The organism is Rhodovulum tesquicola (assembly GCF_024128855.1).
GTDB classification, from domain to species: domain Bacteria; phylum Pseudomonadota; class Alphaproteobacteria; order Rhodobacterales; family Rhodobacteraceae; genus Rhodovulum; species Rhodovulum tesquicola.
In genome coordinates this window covers 153,305-168,055 of sequence record NZ_JAMYDV010000006.1, presented here as the reverse complement: position 1 = coordinate 168,055, position 14,751 = coordinate 153,305, and the positions used below count along the sequence as shown (strand labels likewise).

The following is a 14,751-nucleotide window of genomic DNA, read 5'->3' as shown; positions in this document are numbered from 1 at the left end:
TTTACAACACCCTGCGCCCCCATTCGGCGCTTGGCGGAAGGACACCGGTTGAGGCCCATCAGGGCCAAGACCTGAAGGCGGCGGCATGATCAACAGGCAAGCTTAGCAACGCCGCAAATCTGTCCAGAAAACGGGGACCACCTCACAGGATCAGCAGCGGAATGCCGCGGATGTCGTAGCGCACCGTGGCATCGGGATTCGACTGGGTGTCGACCTTGGCAAAGCGGACACCCGGCGCCATCATCTGCGCGGCCTGGGCGAATTGCGGACCCATCATCCGGCAGGGCCCGCACCAGGCCGCCCAGAAATCCACCAGCAGGGGCAGGTCGTCGCCCCTGACGCATTTCTGGAGGGTCTGGAAGTCGATTTCGGCGGGTTTGCCGGGCACGAGCCGGGCCCCGCAGGTTCCGCATTTCGGTCCCGCGCCCAGCTTGTCGGCGGGCACGCGGTTCACCGTGCCGCAATCCGTGCAGGTCAGTTTTACTCCGGCGCCCATGGATCGCCCTCCAGAAATATTCGCGTTCTTGAATATATCGCGTTGAACCCGGCCACTTTCAAGGTCAAACTCGTATCATGGATGACTCGACGGCCGATCACCTGACCCCTTGGTCCGCGCTGGACCCGGCGCAGCAGATGGGCCTGCGCACGACCTATGCCGCAGATCCGGTCTGCCTGACCGGCACCTGCTCGCTCGAGGCCAAGACCCGGCATTTCGCCGCATGGCTGGCCGAGCGCGGAATCGCCTTTTCGGCTGACGACCTCCACCCCGCGCGGCGGCTGGACCGGGGCGCCTGACCTGCTAGGCTCGACGCAGGTTCCGAGGAGTCCCTCATGTTATCAAGACGGCTCTGGCAGCTTATCAACCTGTCGCGCAAGCTCTGGGTCCGGACGACCCTGATCGCGCTGCTGGGCATCGTTGCGGCGGTGACCGCGGCGGTTGTCGATCCGGTCATACCGCGGGCGCTTGCCGATCGGATCGGCGAGGATGCGGTGATGCCGATCCTGAACGTGCTGGCCTCGTCGATGCTGGCGGTCACCACCTTCTCGCTGTCGGTGATGGTCTCGGCCCATCACGCGGCGTCCAGCCAGGTGACGCCACGCTCGCACCGCCTGCTGCTTGAGGACACGACGACGCAGACGGTGCTGGCGACCTTCCTCGGCGCCTTCGTCTTTGCGCTGGTCTCGATCATCCTGTTCCGGGCGGGGTTCCACGCCGGTTCCGCCCCGGTCGTCGTCTTCCTGTTCACGGTGCTGGTGGTGGCGCTTGTGGTTCTGGCGATCCTGCGATGGATCGATCACCTGTCGCGGCTGGGCAGCATGGACGAGACCATCGCCCAGGTCGAAACCCGCGCCCGCGCCACGCTGCGAAAATACCGCGCGGCCCCCAGCCTCGGGGCGCGCCCCCTGCCCGGCACCGCGTCGATCCCCGCGGGCGCCGAGCCGATCCTGGCCCCGCGGGGCGGCCATGTGCAATTCGTCGACATGGCGGGGCTGTCGGCGCGGGCCGCCGAAGCGGAGGCCGAGATCTACCTTGCCGCCACGCCGGGCGAGTTTCTCGTCGCGGGCGCCCCGCTGGCCTGGCTGCACCCCGCCGGAAGCGCGCCGCCGGCGGCGTTCCAGCCCGCCTTCGAAATCGACGCTGTCCGCAGCTTTGACCAGGATGCGCGCTTTGCGCTGGTGGTGCTGTCCGAGATCGCCTCGCGCGCGCTGTCGCCGGGGCTGAACGATCCCGGGACTGCGATCGACGTGATCGCCCGGCTGGAACGGCTGCTTGCTGAATGTGATCCGGTCAACGACGAGGTGCGCTATCCCAATCTTTTCGCCCCGACGGTCAACGCCGACGACCTGGTGGGGGATGCCTTCGACGCCATCGCGCGCGACGGGGCGGGCATGGTCGAGGTGATGCGGCGTCTGGTCAAGGCGCTGAACACGCTGCGCACGGGCGGGGACGCGGGGCTTGCCCATGCCGCCGAGCGGATGACGGCGCGCGCGCTGGCCCAGGCCGAACGCGCACTTGTGCTTGACGACGACAAGGCCGGGCTGAAGGCGCTGGCCGATCAGCGGGATCGGCACCGCAGCGGAGCGGCGGCGCCGGGCTAAGCCCCCGAGCGAGAAGGGCAAGGCGCCCGGATGTCCGGTTAGGCCAACAGGACATCCGGGCGGCCCCGCCATCCGCGTGGACTATTCCGCGGCTTCGGCCAGATCCTCGACCGCCGGGCAGGTGCAGACGAGGTGGCGGTCGCCAAAGACGTTGTCCACCCGGTTGACCGGCGGCCAGTACTTGTCGACCCGGAAGGCGCCGGGCGGAAAGCAGGCCTGTTCGCGGGTATAGGGCCGGTCCCAGTCGTTCACCAGGTCCTCGACCGTGTGGGGGGCGCGTTTCAGCGGGTTGTTCTCGCGGTCGGCGCGGCCCTCCTCGATCGCGCGGATCTCCTCGCGGATCGCCAGCATCGCGGTGATGAAGCGGTCAAGCTCGGCCTTGGTCTCGCTTTCGGTGGGCTCGATCATCAGCGTGCCCGCGACCGGCCAGCTCATCGTCGGCGCGTGAAAACCGCAATCGACCAGCCGCTTCGCGATGTCGTCCACCGTGACCCCCGCGCTGTCGGCGAAGGGGCGGGTGTCGATGATGCATTCATGCGCGACCCGCCCGTTCCGCCCCTTGAAGAGCACGTCATAGGCACCCTCCAGCCGTTTCGCGATGTAATTGGCGTTCAGGATCGCGAGTTTGGTGGCCTGGGTCAGCCCCGCGCCGCCCATCAGCAGGATATAGGCATAGCTGATCGGCAGGATCGAGGCCGAGCCGTGCATCGCGCCCGACACCGCCCCCGGCCCGCCCGTCATCGGATCGCCCGGCAGGTGGGGGGCAAGATGCGCCTTGACCCCGATCGGGCCCATGCCGGGGCCCCCGCCGCCATGGGGGATGCAGAAGGTCTTGTGCAGGTTCAGGTGGCTGACATCCGCCCCGATCTCGCCGGGTTTGACCAGCCCCACCAGCGCGTTCAGGTTCGCGCCGTCCAGATAGACCTGCCCGCCGAAGCGGTGGGTGATCTCGCAGACCTCGCGCACGGTTTCCTCGAACACGCCATGGGTCGAGGGATAGGTGATCATGCAGGCCGCCAGGTTGTCGCCCGCCGCCTCGGCCTTGGCGCGGAAATCGGCCAGGTCGATATCGCCGGTCCCGGTCGCCTTGACCGCCACCACCTTCATCCCCGCCATATGGGCCGAGGCGGGGTTGGTGCCATGCGCCGAGGTGGGGATCAGGCAGACATTGCGGTGCCCCTGTCCGTTCGCCCGGTGATAGGCGGCAATCGTCAGCAGCCCCGCATATTCGCCCTGCGCGCCCGAATTGGGCTGCATCGACATCGCGTCATAGCCGGTGATGAGACACAGTTTGTCGGCCAGATCGGCCAGCATCTCGGCATAGCCCTTAACCTGTTCCGCCGGCGCCAGCGGGTGGATGTTGGCGAATTCCGGCCAGGTGATCGGCATCATCTCGACCGCGGCGTTCAGCTTCATCGTGCAGGACCCGAGCGGGATCATCGCCCGGTCCAGCGCCAGGTCGCGGTCGGCCAGACGGCGCATGTAGCGCATCATTTCCGTCTCGGCCCGGTTCATCTGGAAGACCGGGTGGGTCAGGTAGTCGGATGTGCGCAGCATCGCGTCGGGAAAGCGGTATTGCCCGTCGCCGCCCTCGTCCTTGCGGGTGATGCCGAAGGCGCGCCACAGCGCCTCGATCGACGCGGGGCGGGTGGTCTCGTCCAGCGAAATCCCCAGCTTGGTCTCGCCCACCTTGCGCAGGTTGATCCGCTCGGCCTGCGCGGCCTTGAGGATCACGCCCTGCATCGGGCCGACCTCGACCGTGAAGGTGTCGAAGAAGTCCTGCGGCTCGACCCTGAACCCCGCCTCTTCCAGCCCGCGCGCGGTGCGCACCGCCTTGCGGTGTATGCGCTGGGCGATGGCGCGCAGCCCCTTCGGCCCGTGAAAGACCGCGTAGAACCCCGCGATCACCGCCAGCAGCGCCTGCGCGGTGCAGACGTTCGAGGTGGCCTTTTCGCGGCGGATATGCTGTTCGCGCGTCTGCAACGCCAGCCGATAGGCCTTGCGCCCGTGGGCGTCGACCGACACGCCGACGATCCGGCCCGGCATGGCGCGCTTGTAGGCCTCGCGGCAGGCCATGTAGGCGGCATGCGGGCCGCCGAACCCCATCGGCACGCCGAAACGCTGGGTGGAGCCCACGGCGATATCGGCCCCCATCGCGCCCGGTTCCTTGAGGATCACCAGCGCCATCGGATCGGCCACGACGATGCCCAGCGCGCCCGCGTCATGCAGCGCCGCGATGGGGCCGGTGAAGTCGTGCAGATGGCCATGGGTGCCGGGATACTGGAAGAGGCCAGCAAAGACCCGGGCCGGATCCAGATCGGCAAAGGGATCGCCCACGATCACCTCGATCCCCAGCGGTTCGGCGCGGGTGCGGATCACCGCGATGTTCTGCGGGTGGCAGTTCTCGTCCACGAAGACCGCCCCTGCCTTCGACGTCGCCACGCGCTGGGCCATGGTCATCGCCTCGGCACAGGCCGTCGCCTCGTCCAGCAGCGAGGCATTGGCCACCTCCAGCCCCGTCAGGTCGCAGACCATGGTCTGGTAGTTCAGCAGAGCCTCCAGCCGGCCCTGGCTGATTTCCGGCTGATAGGGGGTGTAGGCGGTATACCAGGCGGGGTTTTCCAGGATGTTGCGCTGGATCGCGGGCGGCGTGACCGTGCCGTAATAGCCCTGTCCGATCAGCGTGGTGAAGGGGCGGTTCTTCTTGGCGATCTGGCGCATGAACCACAGCATCTCGCGTTCGGATTTCGGCTTGCCGAAGTCCAGCGGCTCGGCCTGGCGGATGCTGGCGGGCACGGTCTCGTCGATCAGCCCTTCGAGCGTGGACAGCCCCAGCACCTTCAGCATCTCGACCATTTCCTCGGGCGAGGGGCCGATATGGCGGCGGTTTGCGAAATCGTAGGGCAGGTAGGTGCTGGGGGAATAGGGCATGGGGCGTTCCGTCAGCCGATGAATTTCTTGTAGGCGGCTTCGTCCATCAGATCGTCGAGTGCCGACAGATCCTCGACCTTCATCTTGAAGAACCACGCCTCGCCCAGCGGATCGTCATTGACGAGGCCGGGATTGTCGGAAAGCGCGATGTTCACCTCGACGATCTCGCCATCCAGCGGCGCCAGGATGTCGGACGCCGCCTTGACGCTCTCGATCACCACGACCTCGTCATCCTTGGACACGGTCTTGCCCTCGTCGGGCAGGTCGACAAAGACGATGTCGCCCAGTTGCTCGGCGGCATGCTCGGTGATGCCGACGACGACCAGATCGTCCTCGACGCGCAGCCATTCATGTTCTTCGGTGTAATACATGGGGGATCCTCAACGCTTGTAGTTCGGGTCTCTGAACGGCAGGGCGACGACATCGGCAGCCATCCGCCTGCCGCGCACCTCGCCCCAGACTGTGCGCCCTTTTTGGCCAAGATCAACGGGCAGATAGCCCATCGCCAGCGGCGCCTCGATCGACGGGCCGAAACCGCCCGATGTGACGATGCCGACCGGATCGGCGGCGTCTTCGGTCGCGAAAAGCGGCGTGCCCTCGCGCATCGGCGCGCGGGTTTGCGGGCGCAGGCCTATGCGCTGCCGCGCGGGGCCGTCGGCCAGTTCCCGCAGGATGCGGCCCGCACCCGGAAAGCCGCCTTCGCGCGCCCCGCCTGCCCGCCGCGCCGTCTGGATCGCCCAGGACAGCCCCGCCTCGACGGGCGAGGTCGTGCTGTCGATATCATGGCCGTAAAGGCACAGCCCCGCCTCCAGCCGCAGGCTGTCGCGCGCACCAAGGCCGATGGGCTGGACCGCCTCATGGGCCAGCAGCGCATGCGCCAGCGCCTCGCATTGCGCCCCCTCGACCGAAATCTCGAACCCGTCCTCGCCGGTATAGCCCGACCGCGACAGCCAGAGCGGGCCGAACGCGCTGTCCAGCGTGGCCACATCCATGAAGCGCATCGCCGCGGCCCCCGGGGCGACCCCGTCCATCACCGACGCGGCCGCAGGCCCCTGAAGCGCCAGCAGGCCGCGGTCGGCCACCTCCTCGACCGCACAATCCCCGGCCAGATGCGCCCGCAGATGGGCGAGATCGGCCCCCTTGCAGGCGGCATTCACGACAAGAAACAGATGATCCCCGCGATTGGCCACCATCAGGTCGTCCAGAATCCCGCCCGCCGCATCGGTGAACATCGCATAGCGCTGCCGCCCCGGCGCAAGCCCCAGCAGATCGACCGGCACCAGCCGTTCCAGCGCAGCCGCGGCATCCGCCGCCTGACCCGAGGGCGCGCGCAGGATCACCTGGCCCATATGGCCCACATCGAACAGCCCCGCCGCGGCGCGGCAATGCAGATGCTCCTTCAGCACGCCGGGGGCGTATTGCACGGGCATCTCGTAGCCCGCGAAGGGCACCATCTTCGCGCCCAGTTCCAGATGAAGACCGTAAAGCGCGGTGCGCCTCAGTTCCGACATGTCGCCCCTTTCCGCCGGATGCAGCACGCATCCCGACACCGATTGCGGCCATCCCCGCGGGATGTCCGTTGCGATGCCCCCTCTGTCCCTTCGCCTGAGATCGCTATCCCTTCGGCGGACACCGGGCCGACCCCCCGTGCCTCTCTCCAGAGTTTCCGTGCCCATCCGCGGTCCTTGCGCCTGAGAGTTTACCGGGGCGGTTGCTCCTTCGGCACCGGCCACGGGGGCCGGATTCTCCCGGGATGGATGACGCGGACGCTAGATGAAGCGTCGCTTGCAGGCAAGAGCCCGCCGCCGCCAAGGGCGCCGCGCGATGTCGGCCTGCGGCCCCATGGCGCAAACGCCACGGCCAGGGATCCGGACGGCAAGGCCCGCGTTTTCCGCGCCCGCTACCGCCCCCGGATCCGCCGCAGATCCGACCTCAGCGCGGATTGCCGCGCCCGGAACCCCTCGGCATCGCCGAAATCGTTGAAATTGCCGTAGAGCGCGTGCGGATCGCCGACCCGGCGGGCATGCTTGATCGGGCACCAGTATTGCTCGGTCCGCGCTGCGACCTCCCGGGCCAGGGCCAGCACCCCGTTGGCATAGCCGCAATAGATGCAGTTCAGCTTCTGCAACCCGTTCAGATAGGCCAGCTGATGGCGGTCGATCACCACATGATCGCCCCGGCGCACCTTGTCGATGCCATAGACCGGGAAACAGATCGCCTGATAGATCGCCACGAACAGGTCCAGCAGCACGACCGGCAGGATCAGCGCATAGCTCACCGGCGCGGTCAGGATGAACAGCGGCCGCGGGCTGGCCAGAAAGGCCAGCAGGCTGACCCGCAGCGCCCGGTGGCGGGCCAGCACCTCCTCCTCGAAGCGGGCACGCCCGGACACCAGGCGGTAACGGAACTCTGCCCGCTTCTCCTCCAGGTCATCCTGAAGGCCCTGCTGCAATTCGCGGATCCGGGCCAGCAGGGTATCGACGGTCTGGGACATGGCGCGCGCCTCCTGCGGCCGAGTTGACCACGAAGGGTCCCGCGCGCCAAGCCCCGCGGCCGGTCAGCCGATCGAGACCAGCTCGATCTCGAAGGTCAGATCCTCGCCCGCCAGCGGGTGATTGGCGTCAAGCACCACCGCCTCGTCGCTCACCTCGGCGACGGTCACCGCCACGACCTGTCCATCGGGCGTCTGCAATTGCAGCCGGGTGCCGATCTCCAGCGGGATTTCCGCGGGCACCTGGGCGCGCGGGATCGCCTGGCGCGCACCGGGATTGCGTTCGCCATAGGCTTCGGCGCAGGGCACCTCGACCGTCTTGCTGTCCCCCGCGCGCATGCCCGGCAGCGCGGTGTCCAGCCCGGGAATGATCTCGCCCGACCCCACGGTGAATTCCAGCGGGTCGCGGCCTTCGGACGAGTCGAAGGTGGTGCCGTCGGCCAGCGTGCCGGTGTAATGGATGCGGACCTTGTCGCCCGGTTTGACCTCGGTCATGGGTCTCTCCTTCGCTTGTCTGTCGGGGGAACGGGTTTGCCGAGGCCGCGCGATCGGCACGGGTGCTCGGGTCGTGACCCGAACCTGAAGGGACGCCTCCCCGATGTAAAGCGCCGCGATGCCTCAGCCCATGCGCGCGGGCGTCATCAATCCCAGCGCCGCGCCGGTCGGATCGCGCAGGATGGCGATCTGTCCCACGCCCTCGATCCGAAAGGGCTCGCGGATCACGCCGCCGCCCTGGGCGCGGGTCTGCTCCAGCGCGCGGGGCAGGTCGGAGACCGCGAAATAGCTGAACCAGTGCGGCGGCACGTCCTCCATGCCGGGCAGATCGCCCAGATCCATGACCCCCACGACCGGCTGCCCGGCGCGAAAGCCCACCTGGTAGACGCCCGCACCCATCGGCATCGGCTCGAAATACCAGCTGCAGACGGCCTTGTAATAGGCCAGTGCGCCGGGCACGTCGCGGGTCATCAGTTCGGTCCACCAGACCTTGCCGTGATCTTGTGACATCGCGGTCTCCTTCCTGTGGCAGCATCCTACCCGATTCCCGTGACATCCCGCTGCGGCGCGTCCGCACCCTTTTCCCCCGCCCGGCTCTGTGCCAGTCTCGCCCCCGAGGAGGACCCCATGGCCATCACCACCTGCATCTTCGATGCCTATGGCACGTTGTTCGACGTGACCGCCGCCGCGCGCGAAGCGGCCAGCGCGCCGGGCTGCGAACGACTCGCCGGTCTCTGGGTGCGGCTGGCCGAGGACTGGCGGCGCAAGCAGCTCGAATACACCTGGCTGCGCGCCATCACCGGGGCGCATGCCGATTTCTGGCAGGTCACGCAGGACGGGCTGGACTGGGCGATGGAGGCCCACGGCCTGCAGGGCGATGCAAGGCTGCGCGCCCGCCTGCTCGACCTCTACCGCGCGCTGTCGCCCTATCCCGAGGTGTCCGCCATGCTGAGCGCGCTGAAACAGGCGGGCAAGGCCACCGCCATCCTGTCGAACGGCGCGCCCGGCATGCTGGCCAATGCCGTGGCCTCGGCCGGGATCGGTGCGCTGCTCGACGACGTGCTCTCGGTCGAGAGCGTCGGCATCTTCAAGCCGCACCCGTCCGTCTATGACCTTGTCGGCCGGCGGTTCGGCACGGCCCCGGACCAGGTGCTCTTCGTCTCGTCCAACGGCTGGGATGCCGCGGCCGGTGCCGGTTACGGCTTCGTGACCGCCTGGGTCAACCGCACGGGCGCCCCGGTCGACCGGATGCCCTGGCGACCGGCCCATGTCCTGCCTGACCTGACCGGCATCCCGGCATTGGCAAAGGGCGCATGATGCAGCATTTCGCCGCCGATGACGGGCTGATGCTGGCCTATGACGACCAGGGCGCGGGCACCCCGCTGCTGTGCCTTGCGGGCCTGACGCGCAACATGGACGATTTCGAGCCGGTTCTGGACCATTTCGCCGACAGCGCCCGGGTGATCCGCCTCGACATGCGCGGGCGCGGCCGGTCCGGCCATGATCCCGACTTCATGAATTACAACCTGATCCGGGAGGGCCGGGACGCGCTGGCACTGCTCGACCATCTCGGGCTTGAAAAGGCCGCGATCCTGGGCACCTCGCGCGGCGGGCTGATCGCGATGGTGCTGGCGATGGGCCATCGCGACCGGCTGCTGGGCGTCTGTCTCAACGATATCGGCCCGCTGGTCGATCCCCGGGGGCTGGCCTATATCATGGGCCATCTCGGCAAACGCCCCGGCCTTGCCGATTTCGACGCGGCCGCAGAGCGGCTTGAGGCGGCGATGCAGGACCGGTTTCCCGGCGTTTCGCGCGCGACCTGGCGCGAATATGCCAGGCGGGTCTGGGACGAGGCGCCCGATGGACTCGCGCTGCGTTACGACCCGCGGCTGCGCAACGCGGTGTCCGAAGCATCCGCAACCGACGCCTTGCCCGATCTGTGGCCGATGTTCGATGCGCTCGCGGGCCTGCCGGTCGCGCTGATCCGGGGGGCCAATTCCGACATCCTGTCCGCCGAGACCGCGGCCGAGATGCGCCGCCGCCGCCCCGACATGATCTTTGCCGAGGTGGCGGATCGCGGCCATGTGCCCTTCCTCGACGAACCCGAAAGCCTCGCCGCGATCCGCGCCTTCCTGAAGGCCGTGGCGTGAACATCGCGATGATCGAGGCCGCGGCGACGCGCCTTGCGGGCCATGTGCGCGAAACGCCGCTGCTGTCCGCGCCCGGGCTGGACCGGATCGCAGGCCGCCGCGTGCTGCTCAAGGCCGAATGCCTGCAACATGCCGGCAGCTTCAAGGCGCGCGGCGGCTGGGCGGCGGTCTCGGCGCTGGATGCGGGGGCGCGCGGCGTGATCGCCCTGTCCTCGGGCAACCATGCGCAGGGCGTGGCCCGCGCCGCGGCCGCGTTCGGACTGCCCGCGGTGATCGTGATGCCCGCCGACGCGCCCGCGCCCAAGATCGCGAACACCCGCGCGCTGGGCGCCGAGGTGGTGCTGCATGACCGCGCCACCGAAGACCGCGAGGCGCTTGCGGCCGGGATCGCGGACGCGCGGGGGCTGACGCTGATCCGGCCCTTCGACGATCCGCAGGTGATCGCGGGGCAGGGCACGGCCGGGCTGGAACTGGCCGCGCAGGCCGCCGCGGCAGGCGTGACGCAGGCCGATGTGCTGATCCCCTGCGGCGGCGGCGGGCTGACCGCGGGCGTCGCGCTGGCGCTCGCGGCGCGCGCGCCGGGGCTGCGGGTGCGCCCCGTGGAGCCAGAGGGCTTCGACGACACCGCCCGGTCCCTGGCCTCGAGCTGGATCGTTGCGAACGACGCCCGCGCGGGCGCGCTTTGCGACGCGATCCTGACGCCCAGCCCGGGGCGGATCACCTTCCCGATCATGGCGCGGCTCTGCGGCCCCGGTCTTGTCGTGACCGAGGACGAGGCCCTGCGCGCCATGGCCGCCGCCTTCGACCATCTGAAGATCGTGCTCGAACCCGGCGGCGCGGTGGCACTGGCCGCCTCATTGTTCCATCCCGACGCGGTGACAGGCGACGCGGTGATCGTGATCGGATCGGGCGGCAATGTGGCGGCGGAAACCTTCCGGATGGCGCTTCGCCAAAGCGGAGAGATGCAATGACGACTTTCAGAATCGCAACATTCAACGCCCAGAACCTGATCGGGCCGGATCAGGAATACCAGCGGTTCGAGCGTTATTCCCCAGAGGATTACGCCGCCAAGCGGGACTGGATGGCGGATCAGGTGAACCGCATGGATTCCGACATTCTGGCGTTCCAGGAAATCATCGACCCCGAGGCCCTGCGCGAGGTGATCGCCGAGGCCGATGCACGCGCCCCCCACCGCCGCCCGTATGCCGAGGCCGATCTGGCCGTTGCCCCCAACCTCGCCGATTCCGGCCCGGGCGAGCGGCGGCCGGGGCTGGCGATCCTGTCGCGCTTCGGCTTTGCCGGGCAGCCGGTCTCGATCCAGCGGCTCGACCCGCCGCTGGAGATCCCGTTCAACCATCTGGGCGGCGGCGATGCGGGCCAGTATGTCCTGAACCGGCTGACGCGCCCGATCCTGAAGGTGCGCGTGCCCGTCGGCGGCCATGTGCTGACCGTCTTCAACCTGCATCTCAGATCGCGCATGGGCGAATTCGTCCGCCCCAGGGGCGCGCGCTTCTCGCCCGAGGTGGACCTGTCGCATTACGACGCCCCGGGCCGGGCGCTGGGCCTCCTGCGCGCCTCGCTGCGCCGGATGGCCGAGGCCTGGGTGCTGCGCAAGCTGGTGGTCGACGAGCTTGAGGCCGGCAACCCCGTGGCGGTGCTGGGCGATCTGAACGCCACCCCGCAATCGGCCACGCAACAGATCATCGCGGGCGAACGGCCCTTTACCGATTACACCTGGCTGCGCCGCCACGACGCGAAATCGGCGGACGACCATTATTCCGAGGCCGAGGCGGCCGCGATTACCGAAGCCGTCGAACGGGTCCGACTGCATTCGGCCGAGCGGCTCTTCATCCGCAAATCCCTGCGCGACACGGCCTATACCAACGCCTTCGGCGGCGTCTTCGAATCCTTCGATGCGATCCTCCTGTCACGCCATTTCCACCCCGACTGGCCCGGCCGCATCGGCGAGATGACCCATTTCGGCGTCTATAACGACCACATCACCGACGGCACCCATCCCGAGGCGCCGGGCAATATCCGCGCCTCGGATCACGGCCAGATCATGGCGCATGTCCGGCTGGTCTGATTGACGCCCCCCGGCGCGCGGGCCATGCTGCGCCGCGGCCGGACAGGACAGGAGGTGCCGATGCGGATTGCCGATCTGGGCGACGTGGCCCTGCATTTCCGCGAGGATGGCGACCCGGACGGCGCGCCGGTGGTCTTCGCGAATGCGCTGGGCACCGATCTGCGCATCTGGGACGAGGTGGTGGCGCTGCTGCCCGCGGGCCTGCGCGCGATCCGCTACGACATGCGCGGGCACGGGCTGTCCGCCTGCCCGCCGGGGCCTTATTCCATGGGCGCGCTGGTGCGCGATGCCGAGCGGCTGCTGGATTTTCTCGGCGTGACCGACTGCGTCTTCGTCGGCCTCTCGATCGGCGGGATGGTGGCGCAGGGGCTGGCGGTCAAGCGGCTGGATCAGGTGCGCGCGCTGGTGCTGTCGAACAGCGCGGCCAAAATCGGCACCCCCGCGATCTGGGCCGAGCGCATGGCGGCCATCCGCGCGGGCGGGATCGCGGCACTGGCAGATGCCACGATGGAGCGCTGGTTCGCGCGCCCCTACCGCGAAAGCCCCGATTGCGCGCTCTGGCGCCACATGCTGACACGCCAGCCGGTCGAGGGCTATCTGGGCTGCTGCGCGGCGATCTCGGGCACGGATTTCTACACGCCGACCTCGGGGCTGAGCCTGCCGACCCTCGCCATCGCGGGCAGCGCGGACGGCTCGACCCCGCCCGATCTGGTGCGCGAGACGGCGGCCCTGATCAAGGGCTCGCGGTTCCAGCTGATCCGCGGCGCGGGCCATCTGCCCTGTATCGAGAAACCCGGCGACTATGCCGAGATCCTGACCGCATTCCTCAAGGAGACAGGCCATGTCTGACCGATCCGATGCCGCGCAGCCCTGCGCCAGACTTTCACTTTTCCAACATTTCGACGGGTCAAACACCCCTTATTGGGCTTGATCATGGCAGAATTCCTGCTTGTCCACGGCTCGAACCACGGCGCCTGGTGCTGGCGTGACATCCTGCCCCGGCTTCAGGCGGCGGGCCACGGGGCACGCGCGCTCGACCTGCCGTCGGCGGGGTCGGACCCGACGCCGCCCGAGTCCGTGACGCTCGCCGCCTGTCGCGACGCGGTGCTGGCGGCGATTGATGGCCCGACGATACTCGTCGGCCATTCGCTGGGCGGCATCACGATCACCGCAGCGGCCGCCGCCGCGCCCGAGCGGGTCGCGGCCCTTGTCTACCTGGCTGCATGGGCGCCGCGGGAGGGCGAGTCCGCGCGCGATCTGAGGGCGCGCCATGGCTGCGCGAACCTGATGGCGGCGATACGGCTGAGCCCCGACCGCAAGACCTCGACCTTCCGCGACGAGACGCTGGACACCTATTTCTACCATGACTGCCCGCCCGGCACCGCGGATTATGCCCGCGCCCGCCTGACCCCGCAGCCGACCGCACCCGGCACCGAACCGGCCGCCGCCCTGCCGCCCGGTCTGGCGCGCCATTACATCCGCTGCACCGCCGACCGCATCATCCCGCCCGAGGCCCAGCGCGACATGACCCGGGACTGGCCAATCGCCCATCTCCATGACATGGAGTGCGGCCACTCGCCCTTCTTCGCCCAGCCCGACAGACTGGCCGACATTCTGAACCGGATTGCCGAAACGACATGACCAAACCCTGCATCATCTGCGTCGCCATCACCGGATCCGTCCCCCGCAAGGAGGACAACCCGGCGGTTCCCATCACCGTCGCCGAACAGGTCGAAAGCACCCACGAAAGCTTCGAGGCGGGCGCGGCCATCGCGCATTGCCATGTCCGCAACGACGACCAGACGCCGACCTCGGACCCCGAGCGCTTCGCCCGCCTGATGGAGGGCATCCACAAGCATTGCCCCGGCATGATCGTGCAATTGTCCACCGGCGGCCGCTCCGGCGCGGGCGCGGCGCGCGCCGGGATGCTGCCGCTGCGCCCCGACATGGCCTCGTTGGCGGTCGGCTCCAACAATTTTCCAACACGGGTCTACGAGAATCCGCCCGATTTGATCGATTTCCTGGCCTCGGAAATGCACAAATACGATGTGAAGCCGGAAATCGAGGCGTTCGACCTGTCCCATATCTTCCAGGCCGTGAAGATGACCGGGGACGGGCGGCTGGCCAGACCGCTTTACGTCCAGTTCGTGATGGGGGTGAAGAACGCGATGCCCGCCGACAGGCCCGGTTTCGATTTCTACATCGAGACGCTGAAGCGGATCGCCCCCGATGCCGAATGGTGCGGCGCGGGGATCGGGCGGCACCAGATCGAGGTGAATGAATGGTCCATCGCCGCGGGCGGCCATACCCGCACGGGGCTCGAGGACAATGTGCGGCTGGACCGCGACCGGCTTGCCCCCTCGAATGCCGCGCTGGTGCGCCGGGCGGTCGAGCTTTGCGAGAAATACCACCGCCCCGTCGCCACCTGGGCCGAGGCACGCGCGATCCTGGGGCTTCGGCCCGGCTGAGACCCGCGCAAAACGCTTTGCCGCGCGCGC

The 14,751-nt window shown here is 68.7% G+C and carries 16 protein-coding genes and 2 riboswitches; of the genes, 9 read left to right on the top strand and 7 right to left on the bottom strand.

Translation table 11 applies throughout. From position 1 onward, the window contains the following. Nucleotides 1-142: 142 nt before the first annotated feature. Nucleotides 143-496: a thioredoxin domain-containing protein gene (locus NHN26_RS07990; protein WP_253088960.1), complete on the bottom strand. Its 354-nt coding sequence runs from the start codon at nt 494-496 to the stop codon at nt 143-145. A 77-nt stretch (nt 497-573) separates the two neighbouring features. Here NHN26_RS07990 and NHN26_RS07985 point away from each other — a divergent pair, with 77 nt between their 5' ends. Both NHN26_RS07985 and NHN26_RS07980 read left to right on the top strand, forming a co-directional pair. Further along, nucleotides 574-795, top strand: a complete 222-nt coding sequence (locus NHN26_RS07985) for a hypothetical protein (protein WP_253088959.1) — start codon at nt 574-576, stop codon at nt 793-795. A 36-nt stretch (nt 796-831) separates the two neighbouring features. After that, complete coding sequence (locus tag NHN26_RS07980; protein WP_253088958.1) at nt 832-2,100, top strand: DUF2254 domain-containing protein; 1,269 nt, start codon at nt 832-834, stop codon at nt 2,098-2,100. An 81-nt stretch (nt 2,101-2,181) separates the two neighbouring features. On the opposite strand, the gene gcvP is transcribed toward NHN26_RS07980, so the two are convergent. From gcvP to NHN26_RS07950, 6 genes are all read right to left on the bottom strand, one after another. After that, on the bottom strand, nt 2,182-5,031 hold the full coding sequence (gcvP, locus tag NHN26_RS07975) for an aminomethyl-transferring glycine dehydrogenase (protein WP_253088957.1): 2,850 nt from the start codon (nt 5,029-5,031) through the stop codon (nt 2,182-2,184). Between the two features lie 11 nt (nt 5,032-5,042). Next, on the bottom strand, nt 5,043-5,402 hold the full coding sequence (gcvH, locus tag NHN26_RS07970; RefSeq protein ID WP_253088956.1) for a glycine cleavage system protein GcvH: 360 nt from the start codon (nt 5,400-5,402) through the stop codon (nt 5,043-5,045). Between the two features lie 9 nt (nt 5,403-5,411). Next, nucleotides 5,412-6,542, bottom strand: coding sequence for a glycine cleavage system aminomethyltransferase GcvT (gene gcvT, locus NHN26_RS07965; protein WP_253088955.1), 1,131 nt, complete (start codon nt 6,540-6,542; stop codon nt 5,412-5,414). Between the two features lie 72 nt (nt 6,543-6,614). Beyond that, a riboswitch (glycine riboswitch) is annotated at nt 6,615-6,700 on the bottom strand. Beyond that, a riboswitch (glycine riboswitch) is annotated at nt 6,701-6,792 on the bottom strand. Between the two features lie 139 nt (nt 6,793-6,931). Beyond that, nucleotides 6,932-7,525, bottom strand: coding sequence for a hypothetical protein (locus NHN26_RS07960; protein WP_253088954.1), 594 nt, complete (start codon nt 7,523-7,525; stop codon nt 6,932-6,934). A 63-nt stretch (nt 7,526-7,588) separates the two neighbouring features. Next, entirely contained in the window at nt 7,589-8,017 is a 429-nt protein-coding gene (locus tag NHN26_RS07955) for an FKBP-type peptidyl-prolyl cis-trans isomerase (protein WP_132693195.1), read from the bottom strand. A 123-nt stretch (nt 8,018-8,140) separates the two neighbouring features. Continuing rightward, the gene (locus NHN26_RS07950) at nt 8,141-8,527 is read right to left on the bottom strand and encodes a VOC family protein (RefSeq protein ID WP_253088953.1); all 387 of its coding nucleotides are present in this window, start codon (nt 8,525-8,527) and stop codon (nt 8,141-8,143) included. Nucleotides 8,528-8,644: 117 nt separating this feature from the next. Here NHN26_RS07950 and NHN26_RS07945 point away from each other — a divergent pair, with 117 nt between their 5' ends. The 7 genes from NHN26_RS07945 (at nt 8,645) to NHN26_RS07915 (ending at nt 14,721) form a co-directional block, all read left to right on the top strand. Next, nucleotides 8,645-9,334: a haloacid dehalogenase type II gene (locus NHN26_RS07945; protein ID WP_253088952.1), complete on the top strand. Its 690-nt coding sequence runs from the start codon at nt 8,645-8,647 to the stop codon at nt 9,332-9,334. Next, on the top strand, nt 9,331-10,167 hold the full coding sequence (locus tag NHN26_RS07940; protein ID WP_354595926.1) for an alpha/beta fold hydrolase: 837 nt from the start codon (nt 9,331-9,333) through the stop codon (nt 10,165-10,167). The genes NHN26_RS07945 and NHN26_RS07940 overlap by 4 nt, the downstream gene beginning before the upstream one ends. A gap of 8 nt (nt 10,168-10,175) precedes the next feature. Next, nucleotides 10,176-11,138 (top strand): threonine ammonia-lyase, encoded by a 963-nt coding sequence (locus tag NHN26_RS07935; RefSeq protein WP_253088969.1) that lies wholly within the window; start codon nt 10,176-10,178, stop codon nt 11,136-11,138. Continuing rightward, complete coding sequence (locus NHN26_RS07930) at nt 11,135-12,253, top strand: endonuclease/exonuclease/phosphatase family protein (protein WP_253088951.1); 1,119 nt, start codon at nt 11,135-11,137, stop codon at nt 12,251-12,253. Before NHN26_RS07935 ends, NHN26_RS07930 begins: the two co-directional genes overlap by 4 nt. 60 nt (nt 12,254-12,313) lie before the next feature. Beyond that, nucleotides 12,314-13,102, top strand: a complete 789-nt coding sequence (pcaD, locus tag NHN26_RS07925) for a 3-oxoadipate enol-lactonase (protein ID WP_253088968.1) — start codon at nt 12,314-12,316, stop codon at nt 13,100-13,102. 84 nt (nt 13,103-13,186) lie between these two features. Continuing rightward, on the top strand, nt 13,187-13,894 hold the full coding sequence (locus tag NHN26_RS07920) for an alpha/beta fold hydrolase (protein ID WP_253088950.1): 708 nt from the start codon (nt 13,187-13,189) through the stop codon (nt 13,892-13,894). Next, complete coding sequence (locus tag NHN26_RS07915; protein ID WP_253088949.1) at nt 13,891-14,721, top strand: 3-oxoadipate:acetyl-CoA acetyltransferase; 831 nt, start codon at nt 13,891-13,893, stop codon at nt 14,719-14,721. Before NHN26_RS07920 ends, NHN26_RS07915 begins: the two co-directional genes overlap by 4 nt. Nucleotides 14,722-14,751: the final 30 nt, after the last annotated feature.

Excerpts from the sequence above, each read along its gene's own strand:
- NHN26_RS07990 (WP_253088960.1), bottom strand. The coding sequence starts at position 496 with ATGGGCGCCGGAGTAAAACTGACCTGCACGGATTGCGGCACGGTGAAC.
- NHN26_RS07985 (WP_253088959.1), top strand. The coding sequence starts at position 574 with ATGGATGACTCGACGGCCGATCACCTGACCCCTTGGTCCGCGCTGGAC.
- NHN26_RS07980 (WP_253088958.1), top strand. The coding sequence starts at position 832 with ATGTTATCAAGACGGCTCTGGCAGCTTATCAACCTGTCGCGCAAGCTC.
- gcvP (WP_253088957.1), bottom strand. The coding sequence starts at position 5,031 with ATGCCCTATTCCCCCAGCACCTACCTGCCCTACGATTTCGCAAACCGC.
- gcvH (WP_253088956.1), bottom strand. The coding sequence starts at position 5,402 with ATGTATTACACCGAAGAACATGAATGGCTGCGCGTCGAGGACGATCTG.
- gcvT (WP_253088955.1), bottom strand. The coding sequence starts at position 6,542 with ATGTCGGAACTGAGGCGCACCGCGCTTTACGGTCTTCATCTGGAACTG.
- NHN26_RS07960 (WP_253088954.1), bottom strand. The coding sequence starts at position 7,525 with ATGTCCCAGACCGTCGATACCCTGCTGGCCCGGATCCGCGAATTGCAG.
- NHN26_RS07955 (WP_132693195.1), bottom strand. The coding sequence starts at position 8,017 with ATGACCGAGGTCAAACCGGGCGACAAGGTCCGCATCCATTACACCGGC.
- NHN26_RS07950 (WP_253088953.1), bottom strand. The coding sequence starts at position 8,527 with ATGTCACAAGATCACGGCAAGGTCTGGTGGACCGAACTGATGACCCGC.
- NHN26_RS07945 (WP_253088952.1), top strand. The coding sequence starts at position 8,645 with ATGGCCATCACCACCTGCATCTTCGATGCCTATGGCACGTTGTTCGAC.
- NHN26_RS07940 (WP_354595926.1), top strand. The coding sequence starts at position 9,331 with ATGATGCAGCATTTCGCCGCCGATGACGGGCTGATGCTGGCCTATGAC.
- NHN26_RS07935 (WP_253088969.1), top strand. The coding sequence starts at position 10,176 with ATGATCGAGGCCGCGGCGACGCGCCTTGCGGGCCATGTGCGCGAAACG.
- NHN26_RS07930 (WP_253088951.1), top strand. The coding sequence starts at position 11,135 with ATGACGACTTTCAGAATCGCAACATTCAACGCCCAGAACCTGATCGGG.
- pcaD (WP_253088968.1), top strand. The coding sequence starts at position 12,314 with ATGCGGATTGCCGATCTGGGCGACGTGGCCCTGCATTTCCGCGAGGAT.
- NHN26_RS07920 (WP_253088950.1), top strand. The coding sequence starts at position 13,187 with ATGGCAGAATTCCTGCTTGTCCACGGCTCGAACCACGGCGCCTGGTGC.
- NHN26_RS07915 (WP_253088949.1), top strand. The coding sequence starts at position 13,891 with ATGACCAAACCCTGCATCATCTGCGTCGCCATCACCGGATCCGTCCCC.